The sequence below is a fragment of the Streptomyces sp. NPDC058307 genome (assembly GCF_042880295.1).
In the GTDB taxonomy this organism is placed as follows: Bacteria; Actinomycetota; Actinomycetes; order Streptomycetales; family Streptomycetaceae; genus Streptomyces.
Window position 1 is genome coordinate 22,392 of sequence record NZ_JBHVYZ010000003.1, and the last position, 23,729, is coordinate 46,120.

Sequence of the window (23,729 nt, forward strand, 5' to 3'; positions counted from 1 at the left end):
TCAGGACCGGCCTGGGAGCCTGGAGGCGCCGTGCATCTCGACCACACGCCCGAGCAGCAGCGGCTGCGCACCGAGCTGCGCACCTACTTCGCCGATCTGGTCCCGGACAACGCACATGCCCGCTTCACCGACCGGGGCGCCCAGAAACGCTTCTACCGCGACACCATCCGGCGTCTCGGCACGGACGGCTGGCTCGGGGTCGGCTGGCCCAAGGAGTACGGCGGCCGCGGCCTGACCGCGATGGAACAGTTCATCTTCTTCGACGAGGCCGCCCAGGCCGGCGTACCGCTGCCGCTGATGGCCCTCAACACCGTGGGACCGACGATCATGCGGTACGGCACCGAGGAGCAGAAGTCCTGGTTCCTGCCGCGCATCCTCTCCGGTGAGATCGACTTCGCGATCGGCTACAGCGAGCCCGGCGCGGGCACCGACCTGGCCTCCCTGAAGACCCGCGCGGTGCGGGACGGCGACGAGTACGTCGTCAACGGCCACAAGATCTGGACCACCAACGGCGACACCGCCGACTGGGTCTGGCTCGCCGTGCGCACCGACCCCGACGCCCCGCCGCACAAGGGCATCACCATGCTCCTGATGCCGACCACCGACCCCGGCTACTCGTACACCGTCATCAACACCCTTGCCTCGCACGACACCACGGCCAGCTACTACGAGAACGTCCGCGTCCCCGTCTCGCACCGGGTCGGCGAGGAGAACCAGGGCTGGCGGCTGATCACCAACCAGCTCAACCACGAGCGCGTCACCCTCGCCGCCCACGGCACCATGGCGATCCGTGCCCTGCAGAACGTCCAGCGCTGGGCCACGGACACCAAGCTGGCCGACGGCCGCCGCGTGATCGACCTGCCGTGGGTGCGCCGCCGCCTCGCCCAGACCCACACCCGGCTCGACGCGCTCAAACTCCTCAACTGGCGGATGGTCAACGCCGTCGAGGACGGCACCCTCACCCCGCAGGACGCCTCTGCGGTCAAGGTCTACGGCTCCGAGGCCCGCCGGGACGCCTACGCGTGGCTCATGGAGATCGTCGCCGCGGCCGGCGCGCTGAAGGAGGGCTCGGCGGGCGATGTCCTCCACGGCGAACTGGAACGCGGCTACCGCTCGGCGGTGATCTTCACCTTCGGCGGCGGCAACAACGAGATCCAGCGGGAGATCATCTCGTGGATCGGTCTGGGTATGCCGCGGGTACGGCGGTAGCCTGCTTGTGACGAGGATTTTTAGTTGGCACAAAAGAGGGATAGTTGGCATCAAGATCACCGCCCCTTCTCAGAGGTGACGGCGCATTACTTCAATGCATGCCGCGCGGGCGGCTGTTGATCGGTCACGGGGGTAGGCCGCGCCGAGGTTCATCCCCTCGTCGGTCCTGATGGGCGGCTGCTGCCAGGCAAGACTCATTTGCGCGCCGGCTTTCGCGCGGGCCGTGGCGACGAGATTCGAGTACGGCCCTGCGACGGACGACGCTTCGATCTGGAGCCATGCCTGGTGGAACGCCATGCGCGCCAGCGACTGCTCACCTCGTCCGTGAGCTGCTGTCGCATGGAGGCCGAGGACTCCGGACGGCGCCGTATGCGGTACGGCATCTCCAGGTACTCCTCGACCGCTGTCAGGGCTTCGGCGAACGTCTTCGCCTGGTGCTCCCGTCTCGCCGCCCGCTGGTTGAGGGCGTACGTGAGGAAGGCGCCGAACACGGCGATGAACGGGACGATCAGCGCGGTGGTCTGGGACCAGGTCCACCCGCCGCTCGTCGCCGCTGTCGCCGCGATGACCTCCATGCACCACTCCCCGGCATGCTGTGCGGGGCGTCCTCAATTCGAGCGACTTCTCACCACCGAGCAGGAGGCCGTGAGTGCTCTCACCGTGCATGCAGGGACACGGCGACAGATCTGGGTGAACGACTCCCACGACCCGGGGCGTCAAAACAGCTCGGCCGACCACGAAATCGCCCATGCGCTCCTGATGCATCCGCCCGGTCCGGCGCTCGATGTTCGCGGTTGTCGGCACTGGGATGGAGAGATCGAGGAAGAAGCGGACTGGCTGGCCGGCAACCTGCTGATCACCAACGAGGGAGCGTGGTCTATCGCCAGAAGAGGGCTGAGTCCTGAGGCGGCGATGCTCCGGTACGGGGTCAGTAGGAGCATGTTGACCTGGCGCATGAACAAGGGTGGCGCCCAGCGGCCGCAGGGTTCGATCAGCCAGCTGAAGGTGCTTCGTCGAGGCGCTGGGCGACCGGTCTGCTGGGAGGTAGCGGGCCGGTCGCCTCAGCTCTCGGGATTCTTGAGAGCGTCAGATCGGCGGGCTGCCCGCTGATTCTGATTGCCCTTCGGCGGTAGCTCCCAGTGCAGATCGCCTGAGGCGAGGGCCATGCTCCAGGAGGCGAGGAACGTCGCCAATTGGTCGAGCGCAGGGAACAGAGCCTCAGGAACGAGTCCACACTCACGCGCGATCCGGTCCATGTCGGCACATCCGCGACCGGTTGAGGAGTCGGTGTGTGCCGCGAGGCAGAGGGCGGTCAGCCGCAGAGACGGGTCGCCGACACCCGCACAGCCACTTCTCGCCATGCGTAGCGCCCAGTCGGCAGCGCTCCTGCGGTCTGGACGTGCGGGATGCTGAGCAAACAACACGCCGTCGAGAATCTGGGCGCCCACCACCCGGTCGGCGGAGCTCCGGGTAACCGGCGTTCTGCGGAGCCATCGCGCCTGCTCCAGCTCGCTCCACGGGAGCGGATTGCGGCCAAGGAGAAGACTGCGTAGGAGTCCAGTCGGCATCCGGATCTTCCCTTCGGAGTCCATGCGCAGTGCGCACTGCACGGCGAGCAGTCGGGCTGCAGCCCCTGTGTGGCTTGGCAGGGCTGCGGCCAGGTAGCTGAGCATCTCCTGTACTCGGATCTGGTCGCCCGGCCCTTTGGTCCGTCGCTTGTGACGCCGTGAGGCGCCGCCCGACGACGCCACGGTCATAGGGAGGAAGGTTTCCGGAACCACGGCGGCCTGCGCCGTCACCGACGCGCAGGCCGTACAGGCATCGGCAAGTCGCCAGAGTCGTCCGCCCCGCTCGCGGGCGAGAAGTAGATGGATGGGGCCGGCGCAGCCGCGGTGACGGGGATGCCATCGGCAACCTCGCTCGTGGCACTGGCAGGTGCGCAGGTATGACGGCAGGGCGTCGCGCCGAGCGTGGCCGGCCAGATGCTCGAGTGCTGCGGAGCGCGCGGATACGGCAGCGAGCAGTGCACCCCGGTGATCGCACTGCTGACACACAAGCTGCGGCCCGTCAGAGCCTGGCCGCAGCTCCACCGTCCAGGCACGCCGCGTTGCCGGGCGTGTTGTGCAAAGCCTCATAGGGCGTGCTCCTCTCAATCCTGCTTCCCCGCCGTTGTCCGCTCAGGAGAGAGCGACGGCCGCACACGGTAGTGCAGACCTCTGCCCTCGCGCCTGCGCTGCGACCTGGGGAAATAGGGCAGAGGTCTGCACTGACAGGGCAGGTGTCTGCACCGTCGGATGGTCGGGTGACGATCTTTCCGCCCGATCCGGACTTCGAGGCACTCCGCCTGGAGCTCGCACGCCTGCGGGCGGCCCGAGGATGGAGCTATGACGAGCTCGCCGACCGTAGTGGCCTTGCCAGACGGACTCTCATCGAGATTGAGCAGGGCCGAACGATCGGGACGCTGAAAACCTGGCACGCCCTCGCGCACGCCCTGAGTACCCCGCTCGACGAGCTCTTCGCCACTCTGTGCAACGGACATGAGCCTCCCGGGAAGACCGACGGCTGACCGCTTTCGGGACGGCCTTCACCAACCGCCCGAACAGGTGACTCTGTGCGAACGCATGAGCGTTACCTCGAAAACCAGTCTCACCAAATGCGGCACTTCGAGGGATACCTACGGTACTGACACCCACTGGACGGCGTGTCAGCTGACAAGTTCGCCCGCATGCACTCCACACCCCATTCTTCACGCCGTTGCGATGGCAGCCCCGTCCATGTCCGCGCGAGGCGTTCCCTACGCGTAAGCCACGACAGCGCCAGTCGTCTACTGCGATGCGGGCAGAGTGGCCGCTGCCGGGACTGCGGCAACCGAATCGAGTGGTACCACCGCACCAACGAGCGGCCCATCCGCCTGCACCCTCACGAACTGCCTGCCGAAAGAGTGCCCGCTACCTGCCAATGGCACGTCAGCTGCGGCGTCGCTCACCCGGCGGGCGACGGCAGCAGTTGGTGCCGCCTGCCGCACGCCATGCTCTGCCCTGCCCGTCACGCCCTTCCAGCCGTGCCCGAACTGACAGGACTACGCCGCGCTCTGGCGGTCAACACCCGCCGCCTGATCGACAGCGGCGCCTTCGTACCTCCTTCCACCCCGCCGACGACAGAAGCCTCACCGATGGCAGCTTGTCGGCCTGGCCGTCCCGTCGTCCAGCTCCTGTACATCCGCTACCTCGCCAACCGCCCGGTGGACGAGATCCAGTGCGTCGCCCAGACCCGACGCCGCCACCGCTGCACAAGTCCCCTGATCACGCCCAAGACCCAGCCAGGTGTCTGGACTCTCGTGCCCCTCGCCACGGAGCCCGGTCAACTTCCTCTGCCCGGAGCAGTCCTGGCCGTCTACTCGCTCACCGGCCTGCCCTATGCCGAGCAACTGCGCTGGAGGGCCCAACGCTGCCCCGAGCACGCCGACATTCCCACAGCCGCCGACGTGGCGGTGACCGAGTGGGAACCCTTCGACTCCCTCGTTCACCACGAGCACATCCACACCCGGCTCCCGACACTCACCCGACGGCAGGCTCCTGCCGGCCGGGGCAGGAAGGCGACGCAACCATGACCGCGCACCACGCGATCGAGATCACCCTCACCCGGCCTGCCACCGACTGTGAATTGCACCGTGCGCGTCGTGTTGTGGCCCTGGCTGGCAACAGCGACGGCACCCGGCTGCTGACTCTGCAGCGCGCCAGGACTCCTGGGCGTGCTCTGCGAACCCTTCGGCGTCGACTCGGCGGCGCATTGCCCATCGATGTCCTGACCACCCATTACCCAGACCGGCAGGGCTGTGTCCTGCTGAACTTCGCTCTCAGTCACACCGCCCGCGCCATTATCCGCCAGGCTGCGGAAGCCTGCGGGCAACGGCCCCGGGACTTCCTAGGGCAGGCAGTCATCGACGCTGTCGCACAGCACAAGGAAGAGCGCGTCCGCCGGATGATGACCCGGTTCGAAGGGCTGCTGGACCAGCACACCCCAGAAGAGCTGCTGGTCTGCGCGGCGAGCACTCTCCTCCGTCATGACAACCGCCTGCCCAGCTCCACCCTTTCTTGAGGAGCCTTTTGTGCCCACCCCGACCGACGAGCAGGTTCAAGCCTCCGACACCTTCCGAGCAGGGCAGCACCTCGTTCTGCAGGCGGGGGCCGGTACCGGTAAGACCAGCACCCTCGCGATGCTCGCCGCCGGCACCAAACGACGCGGCTGTTACCTCGCCTTCAACAAGGACATCGCTCGCGACGCCGCCACACGCTTTCCCCGAACGGTGATGTGCAAGACCGCCCACGCGACCGCGTACGCAGCACTCGGACACCGCTACGCGGGCCGACTCAACGGCCCCCGTCAGCCCGCCTGGAGGACCGGCCAGGCCCTCGGCATCACCCGGCCCGTCCGCATCGGCGATCACGAGATCAGCCCCAAGACGCTCTCCCACACGGTGCTACGCGCCGTGACACGCTTCTGCTACTCAGCCGACCGCACTCTGACCCGCCACCACGTACCGCACCTTCGCCTGGCAACGCCCGCCGAGCACACCCAACTCGCCAACGCGGCCCTGCCGTTCGCGGCCAAGGCCTGGGCCGATCTACAAAATCCCGACCAGGGCGCTGTCCGATTCGAACACGACCACTACCTGAAGATGTGGGCTCTGACCGAACCAAAGATCGAAGCAGACTTCCTCTTCCTTGACGAAGCCCAGGACACGAACCCCGTCCTGGAACAGGTCTTCAACGCCCAGCGCGACCACGCCCAGCTTGTCATGGTCGGCGACTCTGCTCAGGCCATCTACGGCTGGCGCGGTGCGCGCGACGTGATGACCGACTTCGACGCCATCGGTCTCACCTTGACCCGCTCCTTCCGCTTCGGCCCCCTCCTTGCCGAGCAGGCCAACCGCTGGCTCGAACTTGCCGAGGCACCCATCCGCCTGACCGGAAGCGAGAGCATTCCCACCGAGGCCGGGGACATCGCCAACCCGGACGCGGTGCTGTGCCGCACCAACATCGGTGCCATGGCCGAAGTCATTCGCCTCCTCTCCGAGGGCCGCCGCGTCGCTCTGGCCCGCGGCGGACACACGCTCGCCGCGCTGGCGCTGGCGGCTGGCGACCTCAAAGAAGGCCGCCGCACCAGCCACCCCGAACTCGTTCTCTTCGGCTCCTGGGGCGAAGTTCAGGATTACGCGGCCTACGACCCCGCCGGGGGTGACCTCCAGCCCTTCGTCGACCTCGTCGACAGACATGGTCCCGAAGCCATCCTCGCAGCGGTGGACGAGCTCACCGACGAGGAACATGCCGACGTAATCGTGTCCACCGCCCACAAGGCCAAGGGACGCGAATGGCCCACCGTCCGGATCGGTGACGACTTCCCACCTCCCAAGGACACCGACCAACTCGGAGCAGAGGGCTGCCCAATCCCGGAACCGGTCAACGACACCGACGCACGCCTCGCATACGTCGCCGTCACGCGTGCCCGCCGCCGACTCGACCTGGGTGGGTTGTCCTGGATCGAGACGTACCCTGCAGCTCCAAGTGTCATTGAGGTTGCGTAACCCAACACGAGCGCACAAGCCCCATCCACCCCCCGCTCGCAGGATCTGACGTTCCCCTCACCGCCATGCCGCCAGGAACCTGGACTTCTACTACCTGCGCGACGGCGAAGTCCGCTGCCTGACGAAGACTTTCATGGCATGGGCAGGCCGGGACACGGCCGGCGCGCCATCGTTCTCGGTCTGGCTTCCGCCGCGGCGGCGTGGTCGTCATCCTCATCAGATCCCGTGGCCGTCACGAAACGCCCCATGCAGAGGCTCGTCCAGCCCACCGGCTGGACGCGTGCCCGCGAAGGGATCACCGACAGCCGAGCCTGCCGCCCGCGTGACCACAGCGTCGGGGCGAGACAAGCAGCTTCACACGCCTGCCCCTGGCGCGGACGACCTTGGCGTCGGGCCGTGCGTCACGCTGACCTCAACCAGCCGAAAGACGACAGAAAGACGGACAGGACAGCCGCTATGACCGACCCCGCTCCTTCAATGACAGCGAGCGGTTCAGCAACGGGTCGGGTGGGTTTGAGGTGCTCTTCGGCCCGCTCGCTCTGCTGCTGCAGTGAAGACATCGCTCCCGATCCTCAGACGACGAGCCACTGCTGGTTCACGCCGCCGTTGCAGCTCGACTGACTGAGGGCTGCTCCATTGTGGAGGTCGATGCTCCGGCGACCTGGAGGCACAAACCGCTGTTGACGTTGGTGGACGTGACGTAACCGCCTATCGCCGCCCTCTTGCGCCAGAGTTGATGCGTGCCGCCTTCGCAGGTCCACTGATCGGCCGTCGCACCGTCGGCGGTTGAGCCACCGGGGATTTCCAGGCATTTCCCGCTGTTGACGTTGACCAGCCGGTAGTTGGGTCCGACGAGGGGTGGGCACCCACTGCTGGTTGGTTCCGGAGTTGCAGTTCCCTGAGTTCACGGCCGCACCGTCGCCGGTGCTCGCGTACGTCGGCGCACTTGTCACTGTTGCGGTTCAGGAGGTGGTTGCTCGTGGAGCCCACCCCGCCTGGCCATCCGGCTTGCGTAGGCGCGTCGTCCTCGTTGCGGAAGGTCTCCGCCAAGCCGACATCGAGAGCGTCGGAGCCAGCCCGGCGAGATCCTCCGCCGCGCCGACCGCACGGGCCAGGGCGGCGTACGGCGTCAGGGCGCGCGTGCCCGCCCTGACGCCCCGGTGTGGGGCCGATCGCCGCCACGAGAGGCCGGGAGCCGCCCGGCTACGACCCTGACAGGACGCCACCCCTGACGCTCTCCCGGTAACTGTTGGACGGATAAATTCGCATACGCGGACTCTTTGCATCCGGCAAGGGAGAATTTCCTCCCCCTCACAGAACGGATTTCCGGTGCGAGGCTGTGCGGCGTCAGCACTCCCCGCGGCAGTCGCGGTTCGCTCCGGAAAGAGAACACCACTCAGATGCCACCCCTGACCGACGACCGATCCGCCAAGCTGCCTTTCGTCGTCCTGGTGCTGGCAGCCGGGATCTTTCTGATGGGCACCACCGAGTTCGTCATCGCGGGCCTGCTACCCGAGATCTCGGACGATCTGGGCGTCAGTGTGTCTCACGCGGGGCTGCTGATCACGGCCTTTGCGGCAGGCATGATCGTGGGCGCACCGGCGATGGCGATCGCGACGCTGCGCCTGCCGCGGCGGTTCACGCTGGTCCTCGCGCTCAGTGTCTTCGCGCTCGGCCACGTGGTCGCCGCGCTCAGTCCGTCCTTCGCGGTCGTGCTCGCGGCTCGCGTGGTGACCGCACTGGCCACAGGTACCTTCTGGTGCGTCGCCGCAGTCGTGGCGACAACCGCGGCAGGACCGGCAATGACGTCCCGGGCCCTGGGCATGCTGCTCGGGGGCATGACCGTGGCCAACATCGCCGGCGTACCGCTGGGCTCGTGGCTGGGGCAGGTATCCAACTGGCGGGGGCCGTTCTGGGTGCTGGCCGCCCTGTCCGCCGCCGCGGCGGCGGTCATCGGCCGGTACATCCCCGACGAGGAGCGGCGCGAAGCGCGTTCTGTCCGGGCTGAGTTCGCCGCGCTGCGCCAGGGCCGGGTCTGGCTGGCGCTGAGTGCCATCGCGTTGCTCATGGGAGGTGTCCTGGCGACCTACACCTACATCTCGCCCCTGCTCACCGAGCGGGCCCAGATCCCCGCCGCGGCTGTGCCCCTGGTTTTGACCGGCTACGGTGCGGGCGCCCTGCTGGGCACCACGCTCGGTGGGCGCCTGGGCGACCGTCGGCCGCTCGCCACCCTCGTCACGGCCGCCGCCGCGACCAGCCTGATCCTGCTCCTGCTGGTGTTCTTCTCCACGAGCCCCGTGGCAACCGTCGTCCTGGTGACGGTCATGGGGGTGACCGCGTTCGCCGCCTCCCCGGTGCTCGGCGCGCTGGTCCGGCGCTTCGCCGGTTCCGCGCCCACCCTGGCCTCCGCGCTGGCCAGTTCGTCGTCCAACGTGGGCGTCGCCGTCGGCTCCTGGGCGGCAGGCATCGCCCTGGCCTCACCCCTGCGGCAGGCCGGGCCACCGCTGGTCGGCACGGTGACAGCCGCCCTGACCCTCGTACCGCTGACCGCGCTCGCGCTGATGGGCGCCACCAAATCTGACGACCACGCCGCCGCCAGCGACCCCTCACCCCGTGGTCGAGCCCGGGTGGGGTGACGAAGCCACACCTGCAGATCCCCGTAGTGAGACTGCCGAGAGGGGCCATCGTGACCATTCCAACCGAAGCCGCAGCCGAGGGCATCATTCATCTCCGCGCTGCAGGTGTGAGCCTGGTACTCGACCTGCGGGGCAACGGTCTGCCCGCCGTTCTGCACTGGGGCGCCGACCTCGGTGACCTCAGCCGCCAGGACCTGGACCGGCTGGCCGACGCCGTCACCATGCCGCCGATCGCAGGATTCCCCGACGCCGTACCGCGTGCCGCACTGCTGCCCGAACACGGCACCGGCTGGCCCGGTCAGCCCGGACTCACGGGACACCGTCAGGGAGTCGACTGGTCACCCCTGTTCACCCGCGACTCACTGGAACTGGAGACCGCAGCACAATCCGTGAAGGTGCGGGCCACCGACGCCGCGGCCAGGCTCAGCCTGGTACTGGAAGCCGGACTCACCGCGTCCGGTCTCGTGCGCATGCGAGCCGCCATACGCAACGACGACCCGGACCGCGACTACACCCTCAACGGCCTGCTGCTCGCCCTGCCGGTCCCCGACACCGCCACCGAGCTGCTCGACCTCACCGGCCGGTGGTGCCGCGAACGCGCCCCGCAGCGCCGGTCCTTCACCCACGGCACCTGGTTGCGCGAGACTCGCAGTGGGCGCACCGGCCACGACGCCCCCCTGGTCCTGGCGGCCGGAACCGCGGGATTCGGCTTCGGCACCGGCGAGGTATGGGGCCTGCACCTGGCCTGGAGCGGCAACCACCGCGTACTGGCCGAGCGACTCCCCACCGGCCGTCCGGTCATCGCTGCCGGCGAACTGCTGCTGCCGGGCGAGGTCATCCTCGGCCCGAGCGAGGAGTACACCGGCCCGTGGCTGTACGCCTCCCACAGCGGCCAGGGGCTCGACGGCCTCTCCGCCCGCTTCCACGACCACCTCCGCTCCCGTCCCGGCCACCCCGACCGCCCTCGCCCGGTGGTGCTCAACACCTGGGAGGCCGTCTACTTCGATCACGATCTCGACCGGCTCACCCTCCTTGCCGACCGCGGCGCCGAGGTCGGCGTGGAGCGTTTCGTCCTGGACGACGGCTGGTTCCGCCACCGTCGAGACGACCGGTCCGGACTCGGCGACTGGTACGTCGACGAGACCGTGTGGCCGACGGGACTTCATCCGCTCATCGAGCACGTTCGCGGCCTCGGCATGGAGTTCGGCCTGTGGGTCGAGCCGGAAATGGTCAACCCCGACTCCGACCTATCCCGCGCCCACCCCGAATGGATCCTGGCCACCGGCGGCCGCACCCCCGCCGACCGCCGCTCCCAACAGGTCCTGGATCTCACCCGCCCCGAGGCGTACGCCCACATCCTGCAGCGGCTCGACGCCCTGCTCAGCGAGTACGACATCAACTACCTCAAGTGGGACCACAACCGCGAACTGGTCGACGCCGGCCACTCACCGGGCGGCGAGCCCGCCGTGCACGCCCAGACCCTCGCCGTCTACGCCCTGCTGGACGAACTGCGCCGCCGCCACCCCGGCCTGGGGATCGAATCCTGCGCAAGCGGAGGCGGACGCGTCGACCTCGCCATCCTGGAGCGCACCGACCGCGTCTGGGCCAGCGACTGCAACGACGCCCTGGAACGCCAGTCGATCAATCGCTGGACCCAGCTGCTCCTGCCGCCCGAACTCATCGGCTCGCACATCGGCGCCGCCCTTTCTCACACCACCGGTCGCACCCACGACCTGGCCTTTCGGGCGGGTACCGCGCTCTTCGGTCACCTCGGCATCGAATGGGACCTCACCCGCGCCACCGAGACCGAACGCGCCGAACTGGCGCACTGGGTAACCCTGTTCAAGCAGCTGCGCGGGCTGCTGCACACCGGCCGCGTCGTACGCATCGACCACCCCGACCCGGCCCTGTGGGCACACGGCGTCATCTCCCACGACCGCACGGAAGCCGTCTTCGCCCTCACCGCCATGGCCACCCCGGTCTCCGCCCAGCCCGGCACGCTACGGCTGCGCGGCCTCGATCCCAACGCCACTTACCGCCTGCGCCCGCTGCCGCCCGCCGACCAGGCACCCGGCATGGAACGCGGCACCCCCGCCTGGTGCACCAAGGGCGGCAGCACCCTGCCCGGCACAGTCCTGGAACACGTCGGCATCCAGATCCCCAACCTCCACCCGGAACAACTGCTTCTGCTGCGGCTGTCGAAAGCGTGACCCCGCCGCCCTCGGTCTCCGGTGTAGTAGGCGCGTTGGAGGCCGCAGTGGCTGGATACTGCCGAGCTGGCCGCGCAGGCGAGGTTGACCCGCCGTTCAGATCACGCCCTCGTCGATGGCCAGGACGTCGGCAAGTAGGGTCAGCAGTTCAGGCTCGTCGTTCCGCATGCGCCGCGACAGCAGCCGTTTGCCCTCGGCGTCCACCACCACGCAGTGGTAGTGGTTCTTGCCGATGTCCGTTCCACCCAGATCCGGGCCACCTGTTCTCCGGTCGTTCGACATGCGCTGTCGCTCCGGACGACCTCGGCGGCGCGGTCCAGCTCAGCGAAACACCCGCAGGGGCTCGCAGCTCTTGATCAGCGGCCAAGTCCGGCTGAAGGCCGTACCCGGCGTCTCTGGGCCTGCGGACCTTTCGACGGTTCGTCCGACCTGCCAGCAACGTAGGACTGGCTGAACTGCTCGTCCAGTAGCGTCGACCCACGCCGCTCGGCCCCGGGCCGTCACCAGGCATTGGACCATCTCCATCCGCAGCTGTACCACGGAGCTCTCCGACTGCGTCCGCCGACAGGCCGCGGCGAAGCATCCGCCGGGACGCGACCGTGCGAACGGCCCTGCGTGACCGTGTCAGGACTCGGGGAGGCTCTGCAGCGCAGCGATCCCGGCGACCGTCGAGGACTTGCGGCGCAGCTCCTTCAGCGGCTGGTACTCCTCCGAGTCCCAGAACTCCTGCACCGCGGCCTCGGACGGGAACTCGAGGACGACCAAGATCGAGGGCTTCCAGTCTCCCTCCAAGGCAACAGCGTCGCCGGCGGCCAGGACCCTTCGGGCGCCGGCCCGTTCCATGAGCGGAACTATGCCGGCGACGTATTGCTGGAACCCGGCGGGGTCTGTGACGTCGATGTCGATGACGATGAATGCGGGCATGGTCGATATCCGATCGTGTCGTGTCCGGGACTTACTGTCACGACGGTATGGCGTCCTGAACGCTCCTTCCTATACGTATGAAGACCGGAACCATACGTCATCGTCCCAGCGTTGCCTGGATCGCTAGAGTCATCCCATGGACGTCGTCAGTGATGTGATCGCCTCGATGAGGGTCGGCCAGGCTATGTTCGTCCAGACCCGGCGTGATGGTGAGTGGGGCAACCGGTTCGGCCCCTATTCGGGCGCGGGCTTTCACATCGTGCTGCGAGGAAGTTGCTGGTTCCTTGCTCCCAGTGGCCCCGCGAAGCTACTGACCGCGGGAGACGTCGCCTTCCTGCCGCACGGAGCCATGCACGGCCTGAGCAGTGCGCCGGATCAGGTGGCCGGTCTTCTGCCACCTCACCAAGTCCCGGACGGGGGCGGGGCGATCCCGGACGCTGCTGCGGAACCCGGACACCACTCGGGCGGGGTGACCCTGCTGTGCGGCATGTACCAACTGGACGAGGGACAGGCACATCCCCTCCTACGGGCACTGCCGGAAGCGATTCACATTCCCGCCGGCCCCGGCAGCCACCCGGCGCTACGTGCCTCCGTCGACCTGCTCGGCGCGGACCTGAAAGACGCGGGCCCCGGAGCGGACGTTGCCTTGCCGGCTCTGCTGGATCTGCTGCTGGTGTACATCCTCCGCGCATGGCTGGAAGAGGAGACCTCCCGCAGTCAGTCCGCCGGCTGGAGTGCCGCCCTGGCCGATCCGCCGGTCGCCGCAGCCCTCAACCACATCCACCGCCACACCGCGCACCCCTGGACGGTGCAGGAACTCGCCCGTCGTGTCGGCATGTCGAGGACCGCTTTCGCGAGGCGGTTCACGCGCCTTGTGGGGCAGCCGCCGATGGCCTATCTGACGTGGTGGCGACTGAGCACGGCGGCACGAATTCTGCGTGCCGGCGACGATTCCCTGGGCGTCGTGGCCCGACGGGTCGGGTACACCTCCGAATTCGCCTTCGCCAACGCCTTCAAGCGTGCCTTCGGGGTGGCCCCCGGCCGCTTCCGACAGGCGCGACGCACGTCACGGCTGTCCGAGACTGACTGACTCCCACCCACACGGCCGGAATACTTCGAGCGGTGCGACCGATCACCCCTGCCCAGCTGTCGCGCCCCGTTCCGGTGTCGCGCCACCTTGGCCGAGCACCCTGGAGAGCGTCCCCTGAACGGTGGCCCCGGCCCGTCCGGGGTCGTCGAAGTCGAGCCCACGGCGAGCCCGTCCCTCAGCATCAGGAGGATGTCGGCGGCCCGCTCCGCGTGGTGCAGTTCGTCCCACATGCTGCCTCGTTCCACGAGGCCAGGCGCCGCCGGCACGGCAGGCCCGAGCCGAAGCCCAACTCCTGCGACAGGCACTCCTCGCGAAGGTCGCGCGCTGTTCCCGGCAAGCGACGCCGCGAGCTACATGACCGGCAGCGTCGTCGTCGACGGAGGCAGCCTCATCGGCTGACCGCAAATGGCCCGGGCCTCGGCGCAGTCCCTCGGAACTGCGGCTGTCGTCGGCGTCGGCGCGGACGGGCGCGCACGCCACCGGTGTCACCGTCGCGGGCGAGATCGGCAGCGAGGCAATTTCGAGCTGGAAGTGCTCGCCCGGGCACATCTCGGCCTGCGACACCAGCCCGACAGCGAACGGCAGCACGAGCTGCTGCGCGACTGAACCTCCTGGGGGTTCACTCTGTGCCGAGAGGCTCCACGGCGTCGGCGTGGAGCCCCTCAGCGCTGCTCGCGGTGTCCATCCGGAGTCAGAGTGCGGTGCTCGTCTCCTCGGCCAGCGTCTGTAGGAGGTGGTCCTGGAACGTCTCGTCGTTGACGGCGCGGTGCGGCTGCTGCCGCTGGCGGTGGTACCAGTAGCCGCCGCTGGCCAGGGCCTCGGGATCGTCGCTCGTCGCGAGCCACTCCTGCGTGCGATGGCCGAGTTCCAGATCGTCCGGTGCGCCTGGTCCACCCATCTTGGTCGGCACCCAGCCCGGGTCCACGGCGTTGCTCAGCACGCCGGGGCGCAGGCGGGCTACGGCAGCTGCGAGGGTCGTGACGAACAACTTGCTGTCGGAGTACGAGCCCGCGCTCTCGCCCCGCCAGTCGACCCCGTTCAGCGTGGGGTGCCCGCCGAAGTGCGAGCTGCTGCTGAGGTACACCACTCGGCGCGGCCCGCGCAGCAGGGCCGTGAGCAGGTACGGGGCGATGATGTTGACCGGCATGACGGAGCGTCCGCTCCACACGCCGGCGTTGTGGATGACCGCGTTCAGCGGCTTGGCGTCGTTCAGCTCGGCGGCGATACGCCGTACGGCGTCGCGGTCGGTGAAGTCGCCCACCACGAGGTGTGCTCCCCGGTCGACCAGCGCGTCGAGGCCCGCTGCGCGCTCATGGTTCCGGGCGTGCACGACGACGTCGTGCCCTGTGGACAACAGGGAATCCGCCGCGGCACGTCCGAGGCCGTCCGCCGAACCGGTCACCAGGATCCGACTCACGAGTGGACCGCCTTGTGCATGACTGCTCCTCGCACAGGAGTGTTCCCTTCCCATCATGGTTGCCTGCCGGGGTGCGGTCAGGCTTGCTTCTCGAACGGAGTTCCACGGAGTCTCGGCCGCCCCCGGCCGGAACCACAGTCGTGGAATGAGCGCTGCCGGTTCTTGACGCTGCCAGAGCACTGGTCGGTGGCGTCGCCGCCCGCCACGCGGATCAGCAGACCCGGCCGCGGGTCGCGGCGGCCATGACCAATCGCGGACCACCGGGTGCCGGGGTGACTGATGGTCGCCCTACGTGTCAGGCTCCCGCAGGTCAGCGCCGCCCTGCGCCCCCGGCACCTCGGCTCAGGTCGCGATGGCGCGGAGTCGTGGGGCCGACCTCGGCTTCGTCGAGGGCCCGCACGCCTGCGGTCTTCGCAGTCGCACCGTCGCCGAGAACGAACCGTGATGGCGGCGCCGGGGCACCTCGCGCTGACGTGTGCCACTGTTCCGACGTACCGCTGCCCAGGCCAGGACCAGCCGCAGACCGGCCGGTCGAGGCCGGCCGGCAAGACATGGCCCGAAGGCATCGCGGAGGAGCTCCCTCCCTCTGCTGTCTCGCGTCGGGCCAGTTGCACCTCCCGGTGTCGGGGACGGCCTGCGCCTGCCGTTGGACGGTGCCGCTGATGAGGCGCTCGCCGATCGGTCTTGACCTCGGTGGTGCACGCACACCCAGGGGAGACGGCGGTGTCCGTCGCCACGGAGTTCCTCGCCCGAACCAGCCAGGGCACAGGCCGGCCTCGGTCCCAGACCATAGGCACGATGCAACAGGCGCTCCTACAGCGGCGGCCGGTCGCGGTCAGCTGAGCGGGGAGGAGGCCGGCAGGTGCTGGTCGGCGGCCCAGGAGGCGAGGATGCGCAGCCGTTCGTGGGTGGGTGAGCCGGGTGCGGCCGTCCAGACGGTCAGGTTCTGGTCGGGGTCGGTGTTGGCGGTGAGGGTGTCCCAGTCCAGGACGAGTTCCCCCACGACGGGGTGGTGGAGGGTCTTCGTGCCTACCGTGCGGCCGGCGACGTGGTGTTCGCCCCACCATCGCGCGAACTGCTTGTCGCGCAGGGACAGTTCGCCGACCAGCTCGATCAGGCGGGGGTCCTCGGGATACTTCGCGGCCTCCATGCGCAGTTGGGCCACGGCGATGTGCGCGGAGCTCTCCCAGTCGGCGTACAGGGTGCGCATGGCGGGGTCGGTGAAGATGATCCGGGGATAGTTGCGGTGCTTTTCCGGGAGGTGGGAGAAGTCGGTGACCAGGGCGGCGGCCAGCGCGTTCCAGGCGAGGATGTCGCCGCGCCGGCCCTGCACGATGGCCGGGGTGGCGGTGAGGTCGTCCAGGACCCGTTGCAGTTGCGGCTGGACCTTCTGCCGGCCGCGGCGCCTGGTGCGGGTGCTGGTCTTGCCGGCGAGCTGGAAGAGGTAGCCGCGCTCGTCGTCGTCCAGATGGAGTACCCGGGCGAGGACGTCGAGTACCGGGGCCGATGCCTGCATACGGCCCTGTTCGAGGCGGGTGTAGTAGTCGGTGCTGATGCTGGCGAGCTGGGCGACCTCCTCGCGGCGCAGCCCGGCCACGCGCCGGGGGCGGTCGCTTTCGGGCAGTCCGACCGTGCGCGGGCTCAGCTCGGAGCGGCGCTTCTTGAGGAATTCTCCCAGCTCATTGAGGGGGACGTTGGCGGTCATGCTGCCCAGCATGACACCGATTCCACTCAGGAAAGGGGGGAGGATTTTCTCCCAGGATGTTCTCCTCCCAGGATGGATTTCTCCGCTTTTCGCGTCGGCCCTCGCGTGTGAGGCTCCAAGTCGAGCAGCCGGTTTCGTGACCACCGGCTGCCCGCATACCGACCCTCGCACCGAAGGAAGACCCCATGCGCGGAGCAGTCATCTACGCCCCCGGCGACGTGCGCTTCGAAACCCTCGACGACCCGAAGATCATCGACCCGACCGACGCGGTGATCCGTACGGTCGCCACCTGCGTGTGCGGATCGGACCTGTGGCCCTACCGCGGCGCGGAACCCATCGGCGACCCGCACCCGATGGGGCACGAGTACGTCGGCATCGTCGAGGAGGTGGGCAGCGAGGTCACCAACGTCAGGCCGGGCCAGTTCGTGGTCGGCTCCTTCGCCACCTCCGACAACACCTGCGCCAACTGCCGCAACGGCTGGCAGTCCTCCTGCCTGAACCGCGAGTTCATGAGCACCTGCCAGGCCGACTACGTGCGCATCCCCAACGCCCACGGCACCCTCGTCGCCACCGACGAGCACCCGGACGCCGAGCTGGTACCGAGCCTGCTCGCCGTCTCGGACGTGATGGGCACCGGCTGGTACGCCGCTCTCGCCGCCGAGGTGAAGCCCGGCTCGACGGCCGTCGTGGTCGGCGACGGAGCGGTCGGCCTTTGCGGTGTCATCGCCGCCAAGGAACTGGGTGCGGAGCGGATCGTCGCCATGTCCCGGCACGAGTCCCGGCAGAAGCTGGCCCTGGAGTTCGGCGCCACCGACATCGTCAGCGAACGCGGCGACGAAGGCATCGCCCGCGTCAAGGACCTCACCGGCGGCATCGGCGCCGACTCGGTGCTGGAGTGTGTGGGCACCGCTGAGTCCATGCGGCAGGCCCTGCACTCCACCCGGCCCGGCGGTAACGTCGGCTTCGTCGGCGTCCCGCACGACGTGGCCGTCGACGGCCAGGAGCTGTTCTTCTCGCACGTCGGTTTGCGCGGCGGCCCCGCCCCCGTGCGCCGCTTCCTGCCCGACCTGATCGACCGTGTCCTGTCCGGCCGGATCAACCCGGGCAAGGTCTTCGACCTCACCCTGCCCCTGGACCAGGTCGCCGAGGGTTACCGGGCGATGGACGAGCGCCGCGCCGTCAAGACTCTGCTCAAGCCCTGAGCGCAGACGCGTCCACACCCGGGGCCGCACCGAGGCGGTGCGGCGCGGACCGGCAACCACCCCTCGCTCGCACAAGGACTGACCATGACGACCTTCGCCCTCATCGGTGCCGGACCCGGTCTCGGGCTCGCGACCGCCCGCCACTTCGGAGCCGCCGGCCACACCGTCGCCCTCATCGCCCGCAACGCGGAGAAGCTGGATGGCCTGACGGCCGAACTCGCCCGTGACAACATCCAGGCTCGCGCCTACACGGCCGATGTCCTCGACGTCGAGTCCCTGACCACGGCCCTGTCCGCTGCGGCGGCCGACCTGGGCGCCGTCGAGATTCTCCAGTACAGCCCCGTGCCCCGCGCCGACTTCATGAAGCCGGTCCTCGACACGAGCGCCGACGACCTGGACGCCCCGCTCGCCTTCTCCGTCAAGGGCACCGTCACCGCGGTGAACGCGGTCCTGCCCGGCATGCGCGAACTCGGCCGCGGCACCCTGCTGTTCGTCAACGGCTCCAGCGCCGTACGCCCCAACTCGAAGGTCGCCGGTACCTCGATCGCCTTCGCCGCCGAGAGCGCCTACGCCCGCATGCTGCACGACACTCTCGCCCCGGAGAACATCCACGCCGCCCAGCTGATCATCCCCGGAGCGATCCGGCCCGACGCCGAGCACAGCAGCCCCGACGTGCTGGCCCAGCGCCTGTACGACCTCCACACCAAGCGGGACGGCTTCCGCCACTACGCCGAGCCCCTGCCCGACTGATCCCTTGGACGAACTCGTGAACCCGGCACCCCTGCGAACTCTCGCCCGCGTGGTCCCGGCCGCCGCCGTGCTGCTGGCCGTGACCGCCTGCACCAACGACTCCCCGTCCTCCTCGTCGAAGCCCGCGTCGCCGCAGGCTTCGACAGCCCCGGCCACCACGTCACCGTCCGCTAGGACTACCGCCATGAACATCCGGCTCGCCATCAACGGCCACCGCTTTGACGCCACCCTGAACGACAGCCCCACCGCCCGCGACTTCGCCGCCCAGCTCCCTCTCACCCTGTCTGTGCGCGACTTCAACCAGGCCGAGAAGACCGCCGATCTGCCCCGGAAGCTGTCCACCACCGGCGCCCCGGAAGGCGCCGACCCTCAGGTCGGTGATCTCGCCTACTACGCGCCCTGGAACCATCTCGCCACCTACTACCGCGACGCCCCCTACGCGACCGGCCTGGTCATCCTCGGGCACATGGCAGACGGCGGCGCCGAGCAGCTCGCCACCGCCGACGAGATCACCATCGAAGCCGCGCCCTGACCCGCCACCGTTAGTCCCTGTACGAAGGGGGGAGAAGATCCTCCCCTTTTCGACCGGTGCGCTCCATGGAACCGTGAAAGACGTGGCCGCGCCGTCCACTGTCCGCCGCGACGGCTTCAGCCGCCACCATGATCCGCCGAATTCCACGCAAGGAAAGAGCACACGTATGCCTTCCGCATCCGGGGCCACCCCCGGAAAGCTTCCCTTCGTCGTCTGGGTGCTCGCCGCCGGCACGTTCCTGATGGGGACCACCGAGTTCGTCGTCGCCGGCCTGCTGCCGGAGCTGGCCGGTGACCTCGGCGTCAGCGTCTCCCACGCCGGCCTGCTGATCACCGCCTTCGCCGTCGGCATGATTATCGGCTCGCCGACCATGGCCATGGCCACCCTGCGCCTTCCCCAGCGCCAAACACTGATCCTGGCCCTGGCCGTGTTCTGCCTCGGACACCTCGTCGCCGCCCTCAGCACGTCCTTCACGGTCGTTCTCGCGGCCCGCGTCGTCACGGCCCTGGCGACCGGAGCGTTCTGGTCCGTGGGCTTCGTCATCGCCACCACCGCCGCAGGCCCGCGCAACGCCACCCGCGCCACGGGTGTCATGATCGGCGGGCTGACCCTGGCCAACGTCGTCGGCGTGCCGATCGGCTCCTTCGCCGGCCAGTTCACCGGCTGGCGCGGCCCCTTCTGGGCCCTGGCCGTCCTGTCCGGGCTTGCCGCCGTGTTCATCGGCCGCTTCATCCCGGCCCAGGAGCAGCGCGTCGACGTGTCCCTGCGGGCCGAGGTCCGGGCCCTGCGGCAGGGCCGGCTGTGGCTGGCGCTCGCCGCCGCGATGCTGATCATGGGCGGTGTGCTGGCGACGTACACCTATGTCACCCCGCTGCTGACCGACCGCGCCGGCATCCCCGCAGGCGCCGTACCGCTGGTCCTCATCGCCTTCGGCGTGGGGGCCCTGGGGGGCACCACCACGGGCGGCCATCTGGGCGACCGGCGTCCGATGGTCACCACCATCGCGGCCGCCGCGGCCACCGCCCTGGTCCTGCTCCTGCTGATCCCGCTGTCCACCAACCCGGTCACGGCCACCGTCCTCGTCTTCCTCATGGGACTGACAGGCTTCACGGTCAACCCGGTCGTCACCGCGCTGGCCATGCGCTTCGCGGGCGACGCCCCCACCCTCACGTCGGCGCTGACCACCTCCGCCTTCAACGTCGGTGTCGCCGCCGGATCGGCGATCGCCGGCAGGGCCCTGGACTCCTCCCTCGGCCTGACCGGCCCGCCCCTGGTCGGCACCGTCATCGCCGCCCTCACCCTCCTCCCGCTGACCGCCCTCGCCCTCCACGGGGCCTCCCACAAGGGGCGGATCGTGGCCCAGAGCAGCGCTTCCACGCACGAGCAGTCCGACGAGCCCGCGCAGGTGCCCTCCCAGCACTGACTCAAGCCGCGATCCGCGTCCTGCCGAATGCGAACCCGACGACGTACCCGCTAGCGAGAGGACTCCGCCCATGACCGTGACCAACGCGGCCCTCACCGGCAAGGCGGCCTTCATGACCGGAGCCGGCATCGGCCGCGCCACTGCCGTCGCCACCGGCCCTGCTCTGGTCGTCGACAGCGGACAAACCGTCTGACGGCGGCCCACGGCAAGGCGCAGCGCCACCGCGGCAAGGTGGAAGCCAAGCAGCCCGGCACCACACGCGCGCTCCCACAGTTCCGCGCTCGAAGGGACAACCCGAGATGAACCCCAGCTACGACTTCACCGGCCAGGTCGCTCTCGTCACCGGGGCCGGCGCCGGTATGGGCCTGGCGACCGCCCGCGCGTTCGCCGCCTCCGGAGCCGCCGTCGCCCTCACCGACATCGACGAAGCGGCCCTGAACGCGGCCGCGAAGGAACTCACCGACGCCGGCCATCGGGTCCTCGCCCTCATCTGCGACGTCAGCGACGAGGACCAGGTCGCCGCCGCGGTCGACCGCACCGTGGAGACCTTCGGCCGCCTCGACATGGCCTACAACAACGCCGGCATCCAGATTCCGCCCAGCGACGCCGCCGAGGAACCCGCCGAGATGTTCGACCGCGTCAACGCCATCAACCTCCGCGGTGTCTGGGCCTGTATGAAGCACGAACTGCGGCACATGCGCGCCCAGGGCAGCGGAGTCATCGTCAACTGCTCCTCCCTCGGCGGCCTGGTCGGTCTCCCCGGCCGCGCCTCCTACCACGCCTCCAAGCACGGCGTGATCGGCTTGACCAGCAGCGCTGCCCTCGAATACGCGCCGCGCGGAATTCGTATCAACGCCGTCTGCCCCGGCACCATCGACACCCCCATGGTCAGCGACATGATCGCCAAGGGAGAACTGGACCGCGCCGAGGCCGAGGCCAACCAGCCCATCAACCGGCTCGGCACCGCCGAGGAGATCGCCCAGGCCGTCCTGTGGCTGTGCAGCCCCGGTGCCAGCTACGTCACCGGCATCGCGCTGCCCGTCGACGGCGGCTACACCGCTCAGTGACCTTCAGCGGCGGAGTGCGGTTCCCGGGACCATGATCAGGTATCCCCGGACATCGCCTAGGAACCGATAGGGAAGGCAGCGACGCCGCCCCGGCCCTGAACTCGGGGATGGTCGCCGCTGAGAGTGAATGTGGGATCCGTGTTCGTACCTCGCAAGGAGTCATCGCATGGCGAAGCAATCCGCGCCTCAGGAGCTGGCACAGATCGCGCCGAAGCTCGTCGAAATCTCGAACGATGTGCTGTTCGGCGATGTGTGGGAGCGCCCCGGGCTTTCCCCCCGCGACCGCAGCCTGGTCACGGTGAGCGTGCTGGCCGCGCTCTACCGCAGCGAGCAGCTCCCGTACCACCTGGGCAAGGCCCTGGAGAACGGACTGAGCGTCGAAGAGCTCTCCGAGGCCATCACCCACCTGGCGTTCTACGCCGGATGGCCCAACGCCATGACCGCGATCACGCTGCTGAAGAAGATCGCGGACGAGCAGTCCGCCTGACCATCAGCGCGACCAGCGCGCCGATGCCCCGCACGGTCAGTGGGGCGTGTTGACTCAAAGGAGCGAACGAGATGGCTGTCCACGAATTTGATCAGGTCTTCCCCCTCGGGGAGAAGAACGACGCCTTCGCGCAGTACTTCATCGGCCAGAGCTACCTGGCTCCGCTCGCCTCGGGGAGCGTTCCCGTCAGTAACGTCTCCTTCGAGCCGGGGTGCCGCAACAACTGGCACATCCACCACGGCGCAGGCGGCGGCGGTGACCAGATCCTGCTCTGCACGGCGGGCAGCGGCTGGTACCAGGCCGAAGGCGAGGAGCCCGTCAGCATGGAGCCGGGGACGGTGGTCCGCGTCCCGGCGGGCACGAAGCACTGGCACGGCGCGAAGGCCGACTCCTGGTTCTCCCACGTCGCCTTCATCACGCCGGGCGAAGACGTCAGCAACGAATGGCTCGAGCCCGTCACCGACGAGGTGTACGGCAAGCTGCCGAAGAGCGGAGCGAACGCATGACCATCCTGAACGAGACCTACACGCTGTCCAACCGCGTCGAGATCCCCAAGCTGGGGCTGGGCACCTGGTTCATCGACGACGACCAGGCGGCCGACGCGGTCCGCGCAGCCGTCGAGATCGGCTACCGCAACATTGACACCGCCCAGGCATACGGCAACGAACGCGGCGTCGGCGAGGGCGTGCGCACCGCCTCCGTACCCCGCGACGAGCTGTTCGTATCGACCAAACTCGCCGCGGAGATCAAGGACCACGACCAGGCGCTCGCCGCGATCGACGGCTCCCTCAACGGGCTGGGCCTGGACCGCATCGACCTGATGCTGATCCACAGCCCGCAGCCGTGGGACGACTTCCGCGGCGGCGACTACGCCCAGGGCAACCGCGAGGCATGGCGTGCCCTGGAGGACGCCCACCGGGTGGGCAAGATCCGGTCCATCGGCGTCTCCAACTTCCAGCAGCACGACCTCGAGAACATTCTGCAGGGCGCGACGGTGGTCCCGCACGTGAACCAGTTGCTGGTCCACGCCGGCAACACCCCCGCAGAGCTCCTGGCCTATTGCGAGAGCAAGCAGATCCTCGTCGAGGCGTACTCGCCGATCGCCCACGGCGCGATCCTGCAGAACGCCGAAGTCCAGGCGATGGCACAGAAATACGGCGTGACCGTCCCCCAGTTGTGCATCCGATACACCCTTCAGCTGGGCGTTGTGTCGCTGCCCAAGACGGCGAACCCCGAGCACATGCGGTCCAATGCGGAGGTCGACTTCGAGATCTCCGGCGATGACATGGACGTCCTGCGTGAACTGCGCGACGTGGACTACGGCGAGCACAGCGCCTTCCCCGTCTACAGCGGCAAGTGACGCCAGGCGAGTGCCACCCTCGCGTCGGCACGGGTCGGCCCTGACGCCCGGCCGTGCAGCGACGCCGCCGGCTTCGTCGTCGGCGTCGCCCTGCCCGTCGACGGCGGGTACACGAGTCGCTGAACCGCGGGCC

25 protein-coding genes are annotated in these 23,729 nt (G+C 69.0%); 18 read left to right on the forward strand and 7 right to left on the reverse strand.

All coding sequences use genetic code 11. From position 1 onward, the window contains the following. The first annotated feature begins 30 nt into the window (after nucleotides 1-30). Nucleotides 31-1,209, forward strand: coding sequence for an acyl-CoA dehydrogenase family protein (locus tag ACFVYN_RS03205; protein WP_389991721.1), 1,179 nt, complete (start codon nucleotides 31-33; stop codon nucleotides 1,207-1,209). A gap of 69 nt (nucleotides 1,210-1,278) precedes the next feature. Here ACFVYN_RS03205 and ACFVYN_RS03210 read toward each other — a convergent pair whose 3' ends face one another. Next, a complete protein-coding gene (locus ACFVYN_RS03210; protein ID WP_389991723.1) occupies nucleotides 1,279-1,506 on the reverse strand; it encodes a hypothetical protein in 228 nt (75 codons plus the stop codon). Further along, entirely contained in the window at nucleotides 1,404-1,784 is a 381-nt protein-coding gene (locus ACFVYN_RS03215) for a hypothetical protein (protein WP_389992265.1), read from the reverse strand. Before ACFVYN_RS03215 ends, ACFVYN_RS03210 begins: the two co-directional genes overlap by 103 nt. On the opposite strand from ACFVYN_RS03215, the gene ACFVYN_RS03220 reads away from it, so the two are divergent. The 5 genes from ACFVYN_RS03220 to ACFVYN_RS03240 all read left to right on the forward strand — a co-directional run bounded on the left by ACFVYN_RS03220 (nucleotide 1,783) and on the right by ACFVYN_RS03240 (nucleotide 6,793). Further along, complete coding sequence (locus ACFVYN_RS03220; protein WP_389992239.1) at nucleotides 1,783-2,319, forward strand: ImmA/IrrE family metallo-endopeptidase; 537 nt, start codon at nucleotides 1,783-1,785, stop codon at nucleotides 2,317-2,319. The genes ACFVYN_RS03215 and ACFVYN_RS03220 overlap by 2 nt on opposite strands. Before the next feature lie 1,192 nt (nucleotides 2,320-3,511). Beyond that, on the forward strand, nucleotides 3,512-3,775 hold the full coding sequence (locus ACFVYN_RS03225) for a helix-turn-helix transcriptional regulator (RefSeq protein WP_389991726.1): 264 nt from the start codon (nucleotides 3,512-3,514) through the stop codon (nucleotides 3,773-3,775). A 159-nt stretch (nucleotides 3,776-3,934) separates the two neighbouring features. Next, nucleotides 3,935-4,819: a DUF6083 domain-containing protein gene (locus tag ACFVYN_RS03230; RefSeq protein ID WP_389991728.1), complete on the forward strand. Its 885-nt coding sequence runs from the start codon at nucleotides 3,935-3,937 to the stop codon at nucleotides 4,817-4,819. Continuing rightward, complete coding sequence (locus tag ACFVYN_RS03235) at nucleotides 4,816-5,307, forward strand: hypothetical protein (protein ID WP_389991731.1); 492 nt, start codon at nucleotides 4,816-4,818, stop codon at nucleotides 5,305-5,307. Before ACFVYN_RS03230 ends, ACFVYN_RS03235 begins: the two co-directional genes overlap by 4 nt. A 10-nt stretch (nucleotides 5,308-5,317) precedes the next feature. Beyond that, nucleotides 5,318-6,793 (forward strand): UvrD-helicase domain-containing protein, encoded by a 1,476-nt coding sequence (locus ACFVYN_RS03240; protein WP_389991733.1) that lies wholly within the window; start codon nucleotides 5,318-5,320, stop codon nucleotides 6,791-6,793. A gap of 595 nt (nucleotides 6,794-7,388) precedes the next feature. Here ACFVYN_RS03240 and ACFVYN_RS03245 read toward each other — a convergent pair. Further along, the gene (locus ACFVYN_RS03245) at nucleotides 7,389-7,628 is read right to left on the reverse strand and encodes an RICIN domain-containing protein (RefSeq protein ID WP_389992242.1); all 240 of its coding nucleotides are present in this window, start codon (nucleotides 7,626-7,628) and stop codon (nucleotides 7,389-7,391) included. Between the two features lie 565 nt (nucleotides 7,629-8,193). On the opposite strand from ACFVYN_RS03245, the gene ACFVYN_RS03250 reads away from it, so the two are divergent. Both ACFVYN_RS03250 and ACFVYN_RS03255 read left to right on the forward strand, forming a co-directional pair. Continuing rightward, a complete protein-coding gene (locus ACFVYN_RS03250) occupies nucleotides 8,194-9,429 on the forward strand; it encodes an MFS transporter (RefSeq protein WP_389991736.1) in 1,236 nt (411 codons plus the stop codon). A gap of 56 nt (nucleotides 9,430-9,485) precedes the next feature. Next, entirely contained in the window at nucleotides 9,486-11,639 is a 2,154-nt protein-coding gene (locus tag ACFVYN_RS03255; protein ID WP_389992245.1) for an alpha-galactosidase, read from the forward strand. A 96-nt stretch (nucleotides 11,640-11,735) separates the two neighbouring features. Here ACFVYN_RS03255 and ACFVYN_RS03260 read toward each other — a convergent pair whose 3' ends face one another. After that, a complete protein-coding gene (locus tag ACFVYN_RS03260) occupies nucleotides 11,736-11,921 on the reverse strand; it encodes a transposase (RefSeq protein WP_389991739.1) in 186 nt (61 codons plus the stop codon). 342 nt (nucleotides 11,922-12,263) lie between these two features. Beyond that, entirely contained in the window at nucleotides 12,264-12,563 is a 300-nt protein-coding gene (locus tag ACFVYN_RS03265) for a DUF1330 domain-containing protein (protein WP_307672739.1), read from the reverse strand. A 136-nt stretch (nucleotides 12,564-12,699) separates the two neighbouring features. Here ACFVYN_RS03265 and ACFVYN_RS03270 point away from each other — a divergent pair, with 136 nt between their 5' ends. Continuing rightward, complete coding sequence (locus ACFVYN_RS03270; RefSeq protein ID WP_389991741.1) at nucleotides 12,700-13,653, forward strand: AraC family transcriptional regulator; 954 nt, start codon at nucleotides 12,700-12,702, stop codon at nucleotides 13,651-13,653. 691 nt (nucleotides 13,654-14,344) lie between these two features. Here the strand turns inward: ACFVYN_RS03270 and ACFVYN_RS03275 are convergent. After that, a complete protein-coding gene (locus tag ACFVYN_RS03275; protein WP_389991744.1) occupies nucleotides 14,345-15,070 on the reverse strand; it encodes an SDR family NAD(P)-dependent oxidoreductase in 726 nt (241 codons plus the stop codon). An 835-nt stretch (nucleotides 15,071-15,905) separates the two neighbouring features. Beyond that, nucleotides 15,906-16,787, reverse strand: coding sequence for a helix-turn-helix domain-containing protein (locus tag ACFVYN_RS03280; RefSeq protein ID WP_389991747.1), 882 nt, complete (start codon nucleotides 16,785-16,787; stop codon nucleotides 15,906-15,908). Between the two features lie 173 nt (nucleotides 16,788-16,960). Between ACFVYN_RS03280 and ACFVYN_RS03285 the strand changes: the two genes are divergently transcribed. The 9 genes from ACFVYN_RS03285 (at nucleotide 16,961) to ACFVYN_RS03325 (ending at nucleotide 23,596) form a co-directional block, all read left to right on the forward strand. Then, complete coding sequence (locus ACFVYN_RS03285; RefSeq protein WP_389991750.1) at nucleotides 16,961-17,977, forward strand: zinc-dependent alcohol dehydrogenase family protein; 1,017 nt, start codon at nucleotides 16,961-16,963, stop codon at nucleotides 17,975-17,977. A gap of 84 nt (nucleotides 17,978-18,061) precedes the next feature. Beyond that, the gene (locus tag ACFVYN_RS03290) at nucleotides 18,062-18,727 is read left to right on the forward strand and encodes an SDR family NAD(P)-dependent oxidoreductase (RefSeq protein WP_389991753.1); all 666 of its coding nucleotides are present in this window, start codon (nucleotides 18,062-18,064) and stop codon (nucleotides 18,725-18,727) included. Nucleotides 18,728-18,731: 4 nt separating this feature from the next. Beyond that, complete coding sequence (locus ACFVYN_RS03295) at nucleotides 18,732-19,259, forward strand: cyclophilin-like fold protein (RefSeq protein WP_389991756.1); 528 nt, start codon at nucleotides 18,732-18,734, stop codon at nucleotides 19,257-19,259. Nucleotides 19,260-19,425: 166 nt separating this feature from the next. Continuing rightward, on the forward strand, nucleotides 19,426-20,682 hold the full coding sequence (locus ACFVYN_RS03300) for an MFS transporter (RefSeq protein WP_389991759.1): 1,257 nt from the start codon (nucleotides 19,426-19,428) through the stop codon (nucleotides 20,680-20,682). 70 nt (nucleotides 20,683-20,752) lie between these two features. Further along, a complete protein-coding gene (locus tag ACFVYN_RS03305; RefSeq protein ID WP_389991762.1) occupies nucleotides 20,753-20,875 on the forward strand; it encodes a hypothetical protein in 123 nt (40 codons plus the stop codon). A 106-nt stretch (nucleotides 20,876-20,981) separates the two neighbouring features. Next, nucleotides 20,982-21,749 carry an SDR family NAD(P)-dependent oxidoreductase gene (locus ACFVYN_RS03310; RefSeq protein ID WP_389991765.1) on the forward strand — a complete coding sequence of 256 codons (768 nt, stop codon included), beginning with the start codon at nucleotides 20,982-20,984 and terminating at the stop codon, nucleotides 21,747-21,749. A 166-nt stretch (nucleotides 21,750-21,915) separates the two neighbouring features. Further along, nucleotides 21,916-22,236, forward strand: a complete 321-nt coding sequence (locus ACFVYN_RS03315) for a carboxymuconolactone decarboxylase family protein (RefSeq protein WP_389991768.1) — start codon at nucleotides 21,916-21,918, stop codon at nucleotides 22,234-22,236. Nucleotides 22,237-22,307: 71 nt separating this feature from the next. Beyond that, a complete protein-coding gene (locus ACFVYN_RS03320) occupies nucleotides 22,308-22,742 on the forward strand; it encodes a cupin domain-containing protein (protein WP_389991771.1) in 435 nt (144 codons plus the stop codon). Further along, nucleotides 22,739-23,596, forward strand: coding sequence for an aldo/keto reductase (locus ACFVYN_RS03325; protein ID WP_389991774.1), 858 nt, complete (start codon nucleotides 22,739-22,741; stop codon nucleotides 23,594-23,596). The genes ACFVYN_RS03320 and ACFVYN_RS03325 overlap by 4 nt, the downstream gene beginning before the upstream one ends. Nucleotides 23,597-23,729: the final 133 nt, after the last annotated feature.